Origin of the sequence: Mycobacteroides sp. CBMA 271 (assembly GCF_009729205.1) — a bacterium.
Taxonomy (GTDB): domain Bacteria; phylum Actinomycetota; class Actinomycetes; order Mycobacteriales; family Mycobacteriaceae; genus Mycobacterium.
Map to the genome: position 1 here is coordinate 41,505 of NZ_VTHB01000007.1, position 14,908 is coordinate 56,412.

Annotated in this window: 13 protein-coding genes; 4 read left to right on the forward strand and 9 right to left on the reverse strand. The window is 64.7% G+C overall.

The window, feature by feature from the left end; all coding sequences use genetic code 11:
- The first annotated feature begins 9 nt into the window (after positions 1-9).
- The 4 genes from FZI91_RS18265 to FZI91_RS18280 are packed head-to-tail and all read left to right on the forward strand — an operon-like array spanning position 10 to position 3,804.
- Complete coding sequence (locus tag FZI91_RS18265; RefSeq protein WP_155940535.1) at positions 10-810, forward strand: hypothetical protein; 801 nt, start codon at positions 10-12, stop codon at positions 808-810.
- A gap of 58 nt (positions 811-868) precedes the next feature.
- Positions 869-1,177, forward strand: a complete 309-nt coding sequence (locus tag FZI91_RS18270; RefSeq protein WP_162526277.1) for a hypothetical protein — start codon at positions 869-871, stop codon at positions 1,175-1,177.
- A 16-nt stretch (positions 1,178-1,193) separates the two neighbouring features.
- Positions 1,194-1,829, forward strand: coding sequence for a hypothetical protein (locus FZI91_RS18275; protein WP_155940537.1), 636 nt, complete (start codon positions 1,194-1,196; stop codon positions 1,827-1,829).
- Positions 1,830-1,869: 40 nt separating this feature from the next.
- Complete coding sequence (locus tag FZI91_RS18280) at positions 1,870-3,804, forward strand: gamma-glutamyltransferase family protein (protein ID WP_155940798.1); 1,935 nt, start codon at positions 1,870-1,872, stop codon at positions 3,802-3,804.
- A gap of 8 nt (positions 3,805-3,812) precedes the next feature.
- On the opposite strand, the gene eutC is transcribed toward FZI91_RS18280, so the two are convergent.
- From eutC to FZI91_RS18325, 9 genes are all read right to left on the reverse strand, one after another.
- Positions 3,813-4,586 carry an ethanolamine ammonia-lyase subunit EutC gene (gene eutC, locus FZI91_RS18285; protein ID WP_162526278.1) on the reverse strand — a complete coding sequence of 258 codons (774 nt, stop codon included), beginning with the start codon at positions 4,584-4,586 and terminating at the stop codon, positions 3,813-3,815.
- Positions 4,583-5,998: an ethanolamine ammonia-lyase subunit EutB gene (locus FZI91_RS18290; protein ID WP_162526279.1), complete on the reverse strand. Its 1,416-nt coding sequence runs from the start codon at positions 5,996-5,998 to the stop codon at positions 4,583-4,585. Before FZI91_RS18290 ends, eutC begins: the two co-directional genes overlap by 4 nt.
- A complete protein-coding gene (eat, locus tag FZI91_RS18295; protein ID WP_155940538.1) occupies positions 5,995-7,422 on the reverse strand; it encodes an ethanolamine permease in 1,428 nt (475 codons plus the stop codon). Before eat ends, FZI91_RS18290 begins: the two co-directional genes overlap by 4 nt.
- Before the next feature lie 75 nt (positions 7,423-7,497).
- Complete coding sequence (locus FZI91_RS18300; RefSeq protein WP_162526280.1) at positions 7,498-9,021, reverse strand: aldehyde dehydrogenase family protein; 1,524 nt, start codon at positions 9,019-9,021, stop codon at positions 7,498-7,500.
- Positions 9,022-9,125: 104 nt separating this feature from the next.
- The gene (locus tag FZI91_RS18305; protein ID WP_162526281.1) at positions 9,126-10,409 is read right to left on the reverse strand and encodes a transcriptional regulator; all 1,284 of its coding nucleotides are present in this window, start codon (positions 10,407-10,409) and stop codon (positions 9,126-9,128) included.
- A gap of 103 nt (positions 10,410-10,512) precedes the next feature.
- Entirely contained in the window at positions 10,513-12,483 is a 1,971-nt protein-coding gene (gene acs / locus FZI91_RS18310; protein ID WP_309224151.1) for an acetate--CoA ligase, read from the reverse strand.
- A gap of 180 nt (positions 12,484-12,663) precedes the next feature.
- Positions 12,664-13,134: a PH domain-containing protein gene (locus FZI91_RS18315; protein WP_162526282.1), complete on the reverse strand. Its 471-nt coding sequence runs from the start codon at positions 13,132-13,134 to the stop codon at positions 12,664-12,666.
- A gap of 3 nt (positions 13,135-13,137) precedes the next feature.
- Complete coding sequence (gene ribH / locus FZI91_RS18320; protein WP_162526283.1) at positions 13,138-13,620, reverse strand: 6,7-dimethyl-8-ribityllumazine synthase; 483 nt, start codon at positions 13,618-13,620, stop codon at positions 13,138-13,140.
- Entirely contained in the window at positions 13,617-14,882 is a 1,266-nt protein-coding gene (locus FZI91_RS18325; protein WP_155940540.1) for a bifunctional 3,4-dihydroxy-2-butanone-4-phosphate synthase/GTP cyclohydrolase II, read from the reverse strand. Before FZI91_RS18325 ends, ribH begins: the two co-directional genes overlap by 4 nt.
- Positions 14,883-14,908: the final 26 nt, after the last annotated feature.

Sequence of the window (14,908 nt, forward strand, 5' to 3'; positions counted from 1 at the left end):
AGGTATGGGGTGGCTACACGATGGCTTCGGACGATCCTGGCGCTGACATTTCCACTTTTCGCGCTGTTCGTATCGGCCGGATCCGCGCACGCGGATCTGGACGGTGACCTCGATGCGCTGGTCTCCCAGATCGTTTCGAACGACGACCAGCAGGGCCAGCTGGCCAGGGAGCTTCGCCAGATAAACTCCCAGCTGGCGGACCTGGAGAACCAGATGGTCGAACACAACAAACGGGTTGCCGACCACAGCCGTCGCGTAAGGGAACACAACGCGAATCAGCCGGCATGCCGAAGCACGTCCGATTCACCGTGTGCCGAATGGCTGGCCGAAGCCCAAGCCCTCAACGACGAGCGCGATCAGCTCCGCGCCGAAGGGCAACAGATCGCCACCGAAAACGATCGGGCGCGAGGCCAAGGGCAGGGGATCGTCGATCAACTCGCACAACTGAAACAGGAGCGCGAGCGACTGGAAACGGAACGAACGCGGCTGCAGATCAGCAAGGTCTTCCTCGTCGGCACCCTCGCACAAGCGCGACAGAAAGTTCCGCAGGACTGGGGCGCACCGAGCGTTGTCGACAGCGGCGTGGGCGTCCGTTGGGTGGACCCGCACAATCCCGACGGGAACTCCATCCGCATCAACCGCGCCACGCCCGAATCATCGAGCACGGCACAACATGTGGATCACGTGCGAATCATTGCCGGCGACAATGTGATTGGAATTGGCGGCAAAAAGCTTCCGAATGATCGGGGTGCCGAGGCGTCCGTACCGTTGTCGGACTGGACGACGTGGCATAGCTGGGATCGCCCCTAAGACCATGATCCGCTACCCTCAGGGGGTACCTCAACGACGAGGCGAAGGAGCGATAACGGTGCGTAGATTACCTGCATGGTTGGTTCCGGCACTGCTCGCCGCGGCGGCATGTCTCTCCCTCACCACCGCGATACACGCCTTGGCCAGGCCGTCGAATGATGCCGACGCCGTGATCAACAGCTTGCGGGCCAGCGGTTACCGCGTGACCGTGACGAGGGTCGGGTCTGGACATCCGGACAACTGCACCGTGCAGTCGGTTAATCAGCAGTCGCCAGTCTCCAACGTGGCCAGTGCGCGCGATATGCGCAACAGGCCAACCTCGGTTCCCGTCTCCACCAAGGTCGCTCACGTCACGCTCGCGTGCTGACAGATAGGACGAATTGATGAGATTCAGCGTTAACTCCTTAGCAGCCGCCCTGGTTTCGATGAGCACGATCGTGGTGTCCCCCGCAATCGCCGCTGCCGACCCCGACGCCCCAACGCCGTCACCAGACTCTGAAACCGCCACTCGCACAGCGATACTTCCGGTCTTCCCGCACGAGGGCGTTCGCGTCCGGACCGGGAAACCCGGGGAGCTGCTCACGATCCAGCTACCCAATGACACTGCTCTGATGCCCGCGGCGTGGGGGCCTGACGGCGAGGCCACCTACGGATCAGCGGACACCGACGTCACCGTCACGCCACTGGTGGACGGCGGCGAATACTTCACGATCGTAAAGAAGAACCCGTCCGAATCGTTCGTGTACGACTTGCACCTCGGACTGCCCGCGGGCACGCATTGGGTGCGCCACGACACCACCCTGCTCATCGAATCCGATGGCGCCGGACCCAATCAGCCGTCGCTGCTGGTCGGAATGTTCGCATCGCCCACCGTGACCAACGCCAACGGCACCACGATTCCCTTGACCGTCCAGATCGACCCCAGTGGCGAGGTGGAGCTCTCCGGCCGCAGTCCGGAACTCGCCAACACGCCCGTGGAGATCGGATTCTCCTACCATCCGGTGGACACAACGCGGTAGGCGCTAACGTCATGGAACTGTGAGGACTCCGACGAGACCATTGGCCTTGCCGCTAGCCCTAGCCTCGATCGTTCTTCTTGCCGCCGCAGGCTGCTCAACCGATCACGCGGCACGCCACGGCGCCGGGTCAGAACCGTGCAGCATCGTCTCCAACGGCACTCCGGTGACGAAAAGCGCTGTCGCCGGCACCACCACTGAGCGCAATATCTCCACTAATCCCGAGGTGGCCACCGGCTATCGCACAGGAATGGCGGCCGTGCGCACCGCAAGTTATGGCGTCGCAACCGCCAACCCGCTGGCCACTCAGGCCGCCTGCCGGGTGCTGCGCAACGGCGGCTCGGCCGCGGATGCCCTCGTCGCCGCGCAGGCCGTCCTCGGACTGGTCGAACCGCAATCCTCCGGGATCGGCGGCGGCGGCTTCCTCGTGTATTACGACGCCGGCACAGGCACGGTCGAGGCCTACGACGGTCGCGAGATTGCCCCCGCCGCGGCCACCGAGAATTACTTGCGCTGGATCGACGATGCCAACAGAACACACCCCCTGCCCGACGCGCGGTCATCGGGCCGTTCGATCGGCGTGCCCGGAATCCTTCGCATGCTCCACGACGCGCATGCCGAGCACGGCACCGCGCGATGGCGTGACTTGTTCACTCCGGCAGTCCAGTTGGCCGATGAAGGCTTCGAAATCAGTCCGCGGCTTGCCGCCGCGATTGCGGATTCAGCCGCCAGCCTTTCCGCTGACCAGGAAGCTGGCACGTACTTCCTCAATTCTGATGGATCCGCCAAACCAGCCGGGACCAAGCTCACCAACCCCGCGTACGCGAAGACCCTGGGCGCCATTGCCAGCGACGGACCCGACGGCTTCTACAAGGGGGCGATCGCCGAGGACATCGTCGCTGCTGCGGGAGACACGTCGGCTGGACGCACCCCGAGCCTGATGACGGCCGCCGACCTGTCCGCGTATACCGCCACGAAGCGCGACCCGTTGTGCACCACCTATCGCGACCACGAGATCTGTGGGATGCCAGCACCATCGTCGGGCGGGATCGCCGTCGCCGCCACCCTGGGCATCCTGCAGAACTTTCCGATGACCTCCTACCGGCCCGCCGATATCGACCTCGACGGCGGCAGGCCGACGGTAAACGGTGTGCACTACATAGCCGAGGCCGAACGGCTGGCCTACGCGGACCGCGACAAGTACGTCGCCGACACCGATTTTGTTGCACTACCTGGCAATTCACCGGAAGCACTGCTCAATCCGACGTACCTCGCCGGACGGGCCAAGTTGATCTCCGGTGAGAAGACGATGGGCACCGCCAAGCCCGGCGAATTCAACATCCCCAGATCGGATGCGGTCTCCACCCCCGAGCACGGCACCAGCCAGGTCACTGTCGTGGACGCACGCGGCAACGCGGCATCGCTCACCACCACCGTCGAATCCGCGTTCGGCTCCTTCCACATGGTGGACGGCTTCATCCTCAACAACCAGCTCACCGACTTCTCCGCCGAGCCGGTGGGTAAGGACGGACTTCCGGTTGCCAATCGGCTGCAACCGGGCAAACGGCCACGTAGCTCCATGGCCCCCACCCTGGTCTTCGAACGCGCGGAGTCCGGTAAGCGCGGCGCACTGCTGCTCGCGGTCGGGTCACCGGGTGGCGCGGTAATCATCCAGTTTGTGGTGAAAACCCTTGTTGGCATCCTGGATTGGGGGCTGGACCCGCAGCAGGCGGTGTCGACGGTGGACTTCGGGGCCAACAACTCCCCCAAGACCAACGTCGGTGGTGAGCATCCCGACGTCGATGCCCGCGACAACGGAGCCAATGATCCACTGGTTCAAGGGTTGCGTAAACGCGGCCACACCGTCGACCTGGCCGATCAGTCCAGCGGTCTGTCCGCGCTGGTACGGCGGGGGCAGGGATGGATCGGCGGCGCTGATCCGCGCCGTGAAGGCCTTGTCATGGGCGATACGGGCTAGCGCGGAAGTCAGCCCAGCTCGCTCGGGCCGGAACCGTCTATCGCGCCGGCACGCGAGGTGTCCTTGAGGGACACACCGGAGCGGCCCAGGCGCCGTGCGCCACTAACCAGTCCCACCGCGATGTGTGCGGCCTCCCGGTAACTCAGCCCGTCGGGCGGGTGGATGTTGGAGATGCAATTGCGGTCGGCGTCGGTACAACCCGGTCGGGGCAGATGCGTGAGATAGATGCCGAGACTGTCGACGACACTGAGCCCGGGCCGCTCACCGATGATGACGATCAGTGTGCGGTACCGCCCTTGCGCTGCGATATGGTCGCCCAGCGCCACCCGGGCCTGCGTGGCGATCACCGGCGCCGCCAGGGTGTAGGAGTCGGCGAACTGCCGGACAAGCTCACGGACCAGTGAGACACCATGGCGCATAAGGGCTGTGGGAGACAGGCCGTCCGCGAGCACGAATCCGATATCCGATCCATCGCGCGGCACCGCGGACAAGTCGGAGGGCAACCTCCCGAGATCCGGCCTGCGTAAATACTCTTCACGAGAACCCGCCTGACTAGTGACCACCGCGGGTCTTCCCAGCCCGATACCGGCGACCTCGACGGCGAGACGGTCCGCGTCCAAGGGCACGTGCACGGCATCACGGGCGGCCGCATGAGCCGCAGCCAAGTCCAGCACGTCCCTGGTATGCAGCGCATTGCCCGCCCGGTCCAAACCGATGCGGGCCTGGGTGTTCAGGCGCAGTTCACTCCAAAACTTTTGGCGGGCAACATCACCTGTCGTCACGGGGCACCCGAGGTGGTCAATGCGCGCAACGGTGAGCTCGCCACATCGAATGGTGTGAGACGACCGCCATCATCGATCATTCCGATGGCCTGCAGCCACTGCTCGAACTCGGGCGCTGGGCGCAGGCCCAGCGTGCGGCGCGCCTGCAGAACATCGTGAAACGACAGGCTCTGATACCCGAGCATGACATCGTCGGCGCCGGGAACGGTGATCACGAACGCGACGCCGGCGGCCGCGAGCAGGATCAGCAGTGTGTCCATATCGTTCTGGTCGGCCTCGGCGTGGTTGGTGTAGCAGACGTCAACGCCCATCGGCAGGCCAAGCAGCTTGCCGCAGAAGTGATCCTCCAGTCCGGCGCGAATGATCTGCTTACCGTCGTAGAGGTACTCCGGTCCGATGAATCCGACGACGGTGTTCACCAGAAACGGCTCCAGGTCGCGGGCCACCGCGTAGGCGCGCGCCTCCAGAGTCTGCTGATCGACCGGCTTACCGCCGGTGCCCACATGCGCTCGGGAACTCAACGCCGACCCCTGACCGGTTTCCAGATACATCACGTTGTCGCCGACGGTCCCCCGGCGCAGGGCCCGGGTGGCATCGCGGCCCTCACGCAGCAGCGCGATATTCACTCCGAAAGCAGAATTGGCGCCCTCGGTGCCGGCGATCGATTGAAACGTCAGATCCACCGGCGCTCCCCGTTCGATCAACTCGATCGTCGTCGTGATGTGCGACAGCACGCACGACTGGGTCGGGATGTCGTAGCGCGATCTGATGGAGTCCAGCAGATGCAGTAGATCCGAGGTGGCGTGCGGTGAATCGGTCGCCGGATTGATGCCGATCACCGCGTCGCCGCATCCCAGCAGCAGCCCGTCGAGCACGGCCGCCGCGACACCACGCGGGTCATCGGTGGGGTGATTCGGCTGCAGCCGGGTAGCCAACGTGCCCCGTCCTCCGACAGTGGTGCGGAAGGCGGCGCTCACCTCCATGGCGGCGCCGACCGCGACTAGGTCTTGATTGCGCATGATCTTGCTGACCGCCGCCGCCATCTCCGGGGTGATTCCCGCGGAGACGGCAGCGATCCGCTGGGCACAGTCATCCCGGGATGCGTTCTCCAGCAACCAGTCCCGAAATCCGCCGACGGTCAGATGGGAGATGGCGCCGTAGGCCAGGCGGTCATGGCTGTCGATGATTAGTCTGGTGACCTCATCGGTTTCGTAGGGCACCACCGTCTCGTTGAGGAAGGTATCGAGCGGTAGGTCCGCGAGAACCCAAGCCGCAGCGGCTCGTTCGGCATCGGATCCCGCCGCGCAACCGGCAAGTTGATCACCCGAGCGCAACGGCGTCGCCTTGGCCATCACCTCGACCAGTCCGTCGAACGCGTAGTTCTCCCCCGCTACCTGTTGCCGGTACTTCACGTGAGCTCGCTTTCCGCCTCCGCGAGCATCGCGAACTCCTCGTCGGGCGAGTTCGCGACCAGGCGATGCCGGCTGTAGAGCGCGAAGTACACCATGAATGCCGCGAACACGGCTAAGCACAGACCCGCGGCCACCGGGTTGACCAGGAATGTCGCGACAACGGCCAGCACCGCCACGACCAGAGCGAAGCCCGTGGTCACGATGCCGCCCGGGGTGCGGTAGGGCCTCGGCATGTTCGGTTCGCGCACACGTAGCGCGATGTGGCTGACCATCATCAGCACGTAACTCACCGCAGCACCGAATACCGCCATGTTCAACAACAGGTCACCGTGTCCGGTCAGTGACAGCGCGAACCCGATGAGGCCGGGGACGATCAAGGCCAGCGTCGGCGCCTTCCGGGAGTTGGTCACCGACAGAATCGTCGGCAGATAGCCCGCGCGCGAGAGCGCGAACAGCTGCCGTGAGTACGCGTAGATGATCGAGAAGAAGCTCGCGATGAGCCCGGCCAATCCGATGTAGTTGACCAACTTCGCCGCGGTGCCGTGACCGAGCGCCTCGACAAGCGGATTACCCGAATCCGACATCTGTTCCGCACCACCGGCCCCGGTGGTCAGAATCAGTGCCAACGCACAGGTCACCAGCAACACGCCGATCGCCGCGATGATCCCGCGCGGCACATTGCGTTCCGGGTTCGCCGTCTCCTCGGCCGCCAACGGAACGCCCTCGACAGCGAGGAAGAACCAGATGGCGAATGGGATTGCGGCCCAGATGCCCAGGTATCCGTGCGGCAGGATGCTAGAGGCCCCGGCGGCACCTTCGTCTACCGCGATATTGGTCAGGTTGTGAATGTCGAAATGCCCGGCGGCGGCGACCGCGAAGATCAGCAGGCCCACCAAGGCAATCGCGGTGATGGCGAACATCACCTTCAGCGCCTCACCCACACCGGACAGATGGATCCCGATGAACAGGGCATAGGCGACCAGATAGACCCACCACCCGTTGGTGATACCGAAGAGCCCCAGCGACTGAACGTACGCGCCGATGAAGGTGGCGATGGCCGCAGGGGCGATCGAGTACTCGATGAGAATTGCCGTGCCCGTCGCGAATCCACCCCAAGGGCCAAGCGCGCGGCGCGCGAAGGTGTACCCGCCGCCCGCGGTCGGCAGTGCCGAAGACAGCTCCGCCATACCCAGCACCAAGGCCAGGTACATGCCGGCGATTACCACGGTGGCAATCGCCAGCCCGCCGAAACCGCCCTGACCGAGACCGAAGTTCCAGCCCGAATAGTCGCCGGACACCACATAACTCACCCCGAGGCCGGCAAGCAGCAGCCAGCCCGCGCTCCCCGATCTGAGTTGACGCTTGCGCAGATAGTCAGCGCTCTCGAGGTGCTCCTCAACGGGTCCGTGCTTAGCGGTCGCCATATCGATTCCTTGCTTCTCTGCAGTTCAATTCAGTGGGGTGACGTCACTTTCCGGCGATACCGCCGATGGCGATGATCAGAAGAATCCCTGAGCCTTGGAGCTGTAGGACACCAACAGGTTCTTGGTCTGCTGGTAGTGGTCCAGCATCATCTTGTGGTTCTCGCGACCGATGCCGGAGCGCTTGTAGCCGCCGAACGCTGCGTGCGCGGGGTATTGGTGGTAGCAGTTGGTCCATACACGACCCGCCTTGATGTCGCGCCCGGCGCGGTAGGCGATATTGCCGTTGCGGCTCCACACTCCCGCACCCAGCCCGTATGGGGTGTCGTTGGCGATGGCGATGGCCTCGTCGTAGTCGGCGAACGAGGTGACTGCGAGCACCGGCCCGAAGATCTCCTCCTGGAAAATCCGCATCGAGTTGGTCCCGGCGAAGACCGTCGGTGAGACGTAGTAGCCGCCCGACAGGTCGCCGCCGAGTTCGGCGCGCTCGCCACCTGTAACCAGCCGCGCCCCTTCGGATTTGCCGATCTCGATATAGGAAAGAATCTTCTCGAGCTGCTCATGGGAGGCCTGCGCTCCCATCATGGTCTCGGTGTCCAGCGGATCACCCTGACGGATGGCCTTGGTGCGGATGGCGGCCAACTCCAGGAACTCGTCGAAGATATCGGCCTGAATCACGCTGCGCGACGGGCAGGTACAGACTTCGCCCTGATTGAACGCGAACATCGTGAACCCTTCCAGGGCCTTGTCCTGGAAATCGTCACCGGCGGCCATCACATCGGAGAAGAAGAGGTTGGGGCTCTTGCCACCGAGCTCCAGGGTGACCGGAATCAGGTTCTGGCTGGCGTACTGCATAATCAACCGGCCCGTGGAGGTTTCGCCGGTGAATGCGATTTTGGCGATCCGGCTGCTGGAGGCCAACGGCTTACCGGCTTCCACCCCGAACCCGTTGACGATGTTCACCACCCCCGGCGGCAACAGATCGCCAATGAGCGAGAACAGGTAGAGGATCGACGCCGGGGTTTGTTCGGCGGGCTTGAGCACCACCGTGTTGCCGGCGGCGATGGCCGGGGCGAGTTTCCAGCTCGCCATCAACAGCGGGAAGTTCCACGGGATGATCTGCCCAACCACACCGAGGGGCTCGTGGAAATGGTAGGCGACGGTATCCTCGTCGATTTGTGACAGTGAACCCTCTTGCGCCCGAAGAACACCGGCGAAGTACCGGAAATGATCGACGGCCAGCGGGATGTCAGCGTTGAGGGTTTCGCGAATGGGCTTGCCGTTGTCCCACGACTCGGCCACGGCGATGGACTCCAGATTCGACTGCATCCGGTCGGCGATCCGGTTCAGGATGAGCGCCCGATCGGCCGGAGAGGTCTTGGCCCAGCCCGCCGCCGCGGCGTGCGCGGCATCGAGTGCCTTCTCGACATCGGCTTCACCGGAGCGCGGTATCTCGCAGAACACCTCCCCTGTCACCGGGGTGCGGTTCTCGAAGTATCGCCCCTCGGCCGGGGGAACCCATTGCCCGCCAATGAAATTCTCGTAGCGGGACGCGAACGTCATCAGCGATCCCTGCGCACCCGGGCGGGCATAAACGGTCACGGCGGTCTCCTACCTTCAAGACAACAAATGTGTCGGTAATCACTGAAGGTAGGTTTTGGCCCGTTGCAGCACGGTTGCAACTTTTGGTGCGGTACCCGCGTCGCCTAGGCGAGATCGGAATCCAGCGCGATGAGGTGGCCGCGCGCTTCTGACCGGATCAGGGCGCTCGCACCGTGGTGATCGTGCAGCGCCTGCCACCCCGCGCGATCATCGCGCGCCTCCGGCAGGTCGAGCCACCGACGCAATAAATGCAGGTCGCCGTCGGCGAGCACGGCACCCCGAAGGCTCGTACTCAACTCCAGGCGCAGTCGCCCAATGGCGGGCGCAGCGGAACGCGGTAACAACTGGCCCGAATAGCAGCCCATCGCCGCGGCGATATCGCCGGCGCGCAGGGCGGCGAAGACATCATCCATATCGCTTCCGACATGTTCGAGTAGCCGGTAGGGGCGGGACACGATCAACTCGTCCCCCACGATGCGGCGCAATCGCGACATCTCCGCGCGGATGGTGACGACGTCCAGATCGTTCTCGTCGAGCAGCATCGCCAGGTGGTCGGCACTCAGCCCCTCGGGGTGGCGTAGCAGCAGAGCCAGTATCTCGGCGTGGCGACCGGAGAGCCGGTGCGCGTGCTGGCCGTCGGCGGTGTGCAGAACCGGACGGTCGGCACCGAGCAAGGTCAGCCGGGGGGCGGTATCACTGTCGGCGTGGCCCGGCCGCGGGTAGTGCAGGGCGATGAAATGCTCGACGGCAACCGCAGTTGCGCGCACCAATGCCAGGGTCTGGGCCGACGCAACTGCAGCACCTCCCGTGAGGTCGATACTTCCCAGGGGTGCGCCGGTCAGCGGGTCATGGATCGGAACCGCGGTGCACGACCACGGCCGGACCAGCCTGCAGAAGTGCTCGCTACCACGGATCTGTACCTCACGATCCAGCGCGAGCGCCGTACCCGGGGCGTTGGTGCCCACTGCCCGCTCGCTCCAGTCGGCACCGGGCACGAAGTTCATCGTGGCCGCCTTGCGCCCTGCCCCGGAATCACCCTCCACCCAGAGCAGTGCACCGTCGGCGGCGGTGACGCCGACCAGCGCACCCGAGTCGGTGGCGTGGTCCACGAGCAGGCGGCGGATGACGGGCAGTGCGCCGGCGAGCGGATGGCTACTGCGCAGTTCGGTCAGGCGCATCGCAACGGCCGCCTCAGCAGGGCCGCGGTCGGGGTCGACCCCGGTGTCCAGGCTCCGCTGCCAGCTTTCGGTGACAAGACGCGGCAGAGGTACCGACTCGAGATACGAACCGTCTACCCGGCCCGCCACGAAGAGGTCGTGCGCGTCACGTACAGACGCCAACGATGCGCGAACAGCGCCGCGGCGCGCTGCAGTTCTCGTATTCGCCACGGTCTCCAAGCTCTCTGCCCTGGCCATCTTCGCAGGCACGGTCGATATCGACACGATACGTGGACATCGGCGCCAGGAATGGAAAGTGCGTGAGATAGACGGGTCACGGCGGGCACGCCTGCGCTCGGATCGTATCGAATACCGCCGGGTCGACCAACGCCGTTGTATCACCGGGATCGCGGCCCTCGGCGATGTCCCGCAGCAATCTGCGCATGATCTTGCCGCTGCGGGTCTTCGGTAGTTCGGAGACCACGTACAGGTCCCGTGGCCGGGCGATCGGCGATATCTCACGTGCCACCTCGGCGCGCAGTTCACCGATTACCTCATCCCGCGGTATCCCCTCGTGCCGGGAATTCAGGATGACGAACGCACAGATGGCCTGACCTGCCTGATCGTCGTGGATCCCCACGACGGCCGCCTCGGCGACCCCGGCATGGCCCACCAATGCGGACTCGACCTCCGCCGTCGAAATCCTATGACCGGACACGTTCATGACATCGTCGATGCGACCCAGTACCCAGATCTCACCATCACTGCCATATCGGGCGCCATCGCCGGCGAAGTACCAGCCCTGCTCCTGGAACCGTGACCAATAGGTCTGTACGAACCGGTCCTGGTCGCCCCAGATGCCCCGTGCCATCGCCGGCCACGGCTGGTCAAGAACCAGATATCCGGTGCTCTGTTCGGCCTCCCCGGAATCAGTGGGCAGCCTGTTCCCGTCGTCATCGACGATGATCGCCGAGATGCCCGGCAGCGGCCGCATCGCCGAGCCGGGTTTGCACGAGGTGACACCGGGAAGCGGCGAGATCATCGCCGCGCCGGTCTCGGTCTGCCACCAGGTGTCCACCACCGGTGTGACGTCGCTACCCAGCACCGTCCGATACCAACGCCACGCCTCCGGATTGATAGGTTCCCCCACCGAACCGAGTAGTCGCAGGCTCGAAAGATCGTGCGCATCCGGGACCTCGCGTCCCCACTTCATGAAGGTGCGAATCAGCGTCGGGGCGGTGTAATAGATTGTCACACCGTATTTCTCGATGATCTGAAAGTGCCGACGCTCGTCGGGCCAGGCGGGGGTCCCCTCGTACACCACCTGGGTTGCGCCGTTGGCCAGCGGGCCGTAGACGATATAGGTGTGACCCGTGATCCATCCGATATCTGCTGTGCACCAATAGATATCGGTATCCGGCTTGATATCGAAGATGGCCCGGTATGTGAAGGACGCCTGCGTCAGATATCCGCCGCCGCTGTGCACGATGCCTTTCGGGGTTCCCGTCGTGCCCGAGGTGTACAGCAGGAACAGCGGCTGCTCGGCGTCGAAGGCTTCCGGGCGGTGTTCGACGGAAGCCTTATCGACGGTCTCGTGCCACCACACGTCGCGCGCGCCGTCCCAGGTCACATCGATTCCTGTGCGTCGAACAACCAGAACATGCTCGATGCCCGGCCGCTCGGCGATCGCTTCATCGACGGCATCCTTGAGCGGCGCGGCCTTCCCCCGCCGGTACTGACCATCTGCCGTGATGACGATCCTGGCCCCCGCATCGGCGATCCGGGCGCGGAGCGCAGACGCGCTAAACCCCGCGAAGACGACGGAGTGCATCACACCGAGCCGCGCGCACGCCAGCATCGCAATGATCGCTTCCGGGATCATCGGCATGTAGATCACCACACGGTCGCCCGCAACGGCTCCCAGTTCGGTGAGGGCATTGGCCGCCCGAGATACCTCGTCCTTCAGCTCGGCATATGTGATGGCACGCGTGTCCCCGTCGGGCTCACCCACCCAGTGAATGGCCACCCGGCCGCCGTGGCCGGCCTCGACGTGCCGATCGACACAGTTGTAGGCCACGTTCAGGGTGCCACCGCCGAACCAGCGCGCGAACGGCGCATCGGACCAGTCGAGCACCTCGGTGAATGTCGTGTGCCAGGACAGCCTTTCGGCTTGTCCGGCCCAGAATGCCATCCTGTCGGTGGCCGCTTGGCGATAAAGCTCCTCGGTCGCATTGGCCTGAGCGGCGAACTGTGGTGCCGGCAGATAGTGCGCAGGGCCATGAGAGGTCGTGTCGGCATGATGAATAGAGGTTTGCGCGGGCACCGGTTCTCCTTGAGTTTCGCCTCGTTGACGGCACCCCGGAGGAACCGCCGTGCCGGCGGCCCGCGGGTTACGTCGTTGGTGGCGGCACGTTATCGCCGGAAAGGTTGCATCAAGGCTGCACATCGCGGACGTGAAGGTCTGACCAGTAGCGCGAAGCGCTGACTATGCCGGTGACTGATCCTTGTACTTGGCCAGCACTGCCCGCAGCGCATCCATCGCGTCGACGGCCCGCTGCTTATCGATCGCCTGGATCGCCATCAACGGCTCGTACTCGTAGTCATCGAGGTCGAGGCGCGCCCATTGCGCACCGGCCGGAAAGGAGACCCCGACCACCTCGGGCCAGGCAATGAGCTTGGGGCCCAGTACATTGCGCACCTCTATGCCCGCCGCACCGGCACGTACCCGCGGGCGGGCGAACATCAGGACCACACCCGCGATGACGAAGCCCACCAGTGCAATGCCGACCTGATCCGAGGTCTTGAAGATCACTCCACTGTTAGGCGAAATCTTCAGCAGCACGCCCACCGCCACATGCGCGGCGGCGATGACGAAGGCGGCCGCGTACACAAAGTACGGGGACAGATGCGGCTTGAGAACGAGTTCCCATTCGCGGTCCTGCGGCGATTCGGCCACGCGTCAGGTCCAGGGTTGACGGAGTCGACGCAGCGTCAGCGCGGTGTCCAGGGCGGCGGCAGCGGCCTGCGCCCCCTTGTCCTCGGATGACTCGGGCAGTCCTGCACGGTCGAGAGCCTGCTGCTCGTTGTTCACGGTGAGCACACCGTTGGCCACCGGGGTGCTGGTATCGAGCGAGACGCGCGTCAGACCGGTGGTCACCGCATCGCAGACGTAGGTGAAATGCGGTGTCTCCCCTTGGATTACCACTCCGAGCGCCACGACGGCGTCGTGGGTGCGCGCCAAGGCCTGCGCCACCACGGGAATCTCGATGGCGCCCAGCACCCGAACCACCGTCGGGCGATCTATGCCCGCATCGGTGGCGACGCGGGTGGCGCCCTCAAGCAGTGCAGTGCAGATCTGGTCATGCCAGGTGCTGGCCACGATCGCCAGACTGATACCCGACGCGTCACCAACCTTCAGTGACGGGATTCCACCGCCGCTCACGCGCCGTCAGCCTCGGGGTGATCGTCGAGATCGACATCCAAATGCGACAAGTCGTGCCCCATCCGATCCCGCTTGGTGCGCAGGTAGCGGATGTTCTCAGAGTTGGCGCGCACCGGGAGGGGCACCCGCTCGATGATGTGCAGCCCGTAGCCGTCCAGCCCCACGCGCTTGGCGGGATTGTTAGTCAACAATCGCATGGACTTCACACCCAGGTCGACCAAAATCTGTGCACCCAAACCGTAGTCGCGTGCATCGGCGGGCAGCCCGAGTTTCAGGTTGGCGTCCACGGTGTCCTCGCCCGCATCCTGCAGCTGATAGGCCTGCAGCTTGTGCATGAGTCCGATGCCGCGTCCCTCGTGACCGCGCATGTACAGCACGATGCCGCGCCCCTCCTTGGCCACCAGCTCCATCGCCGCATCGAGCTGCGGACCGCAATCACAACGGCGCGAACCGAATACGTCGCCGGTCAGACACTCGGAGTGCACCCGCACCAACACATCGTTGCCGTCGTCGTCGGGGCCGGAGATATCCCCCAGCACCAGCGCGACGTGCTCCACCTCGTCATAGATGCTGGTGTAACCCACTGCACGGAACTCACCGTGCTGAGTGGGGATGCGCGCCTCGGCAATCCGCTCCACATGCTTCTCATGCTTGCGCCGCCACTCGATCAGATCCGCGATCGATACCAAGGCGAGGTTGTGTTCGTCGGCGAAGACCCGCAACTCCTCGGTCTGCGCCATGGCGCCTTCGTCCTTTTGGCTGACGATCTCGCAGATCACCGCGGCGGGCCTCAGGCCCGCCAGTGTGGCCAGGTCGACCGAGGCCTCGGTGTGGCCGGGGCGTCGCAGCACCCCACCTTCCTTGGCGCGCAACGGCACCACGTGGCCGGGCTTGGTGAAGTCATCCGGAGCACTTGTCCCATCGGCCAGCAGCCGCATGGTCGCCGCACGATCCGACGCTGAGATCCCGGTTCCGATACCGTTTTTCGCGTCTACGGTGACCGTATATGCAGTGCCGTGTTTGTCCTGGTTGACGGCGTACTGGGGCAGCAGCCCAAGGCGATCGCAGTCCTCCCCGGCCAGCGGCACACAGAGGTATCCCGACGTGTACCTCACCATGAACGCCACCAGCTCTGGGGTGGCCATTTCCGCGGCGAAAATCAGATCGCCTTCGTTTTCCCGATCCTCATCGTCGACGACGACGATGGCCTTACCGGCGGCGATATCGGCGACAGCGCGTTCGATGCTGTCCAACCTGGTCATTGGGGACCACTCTCGTTAGGGGCGTG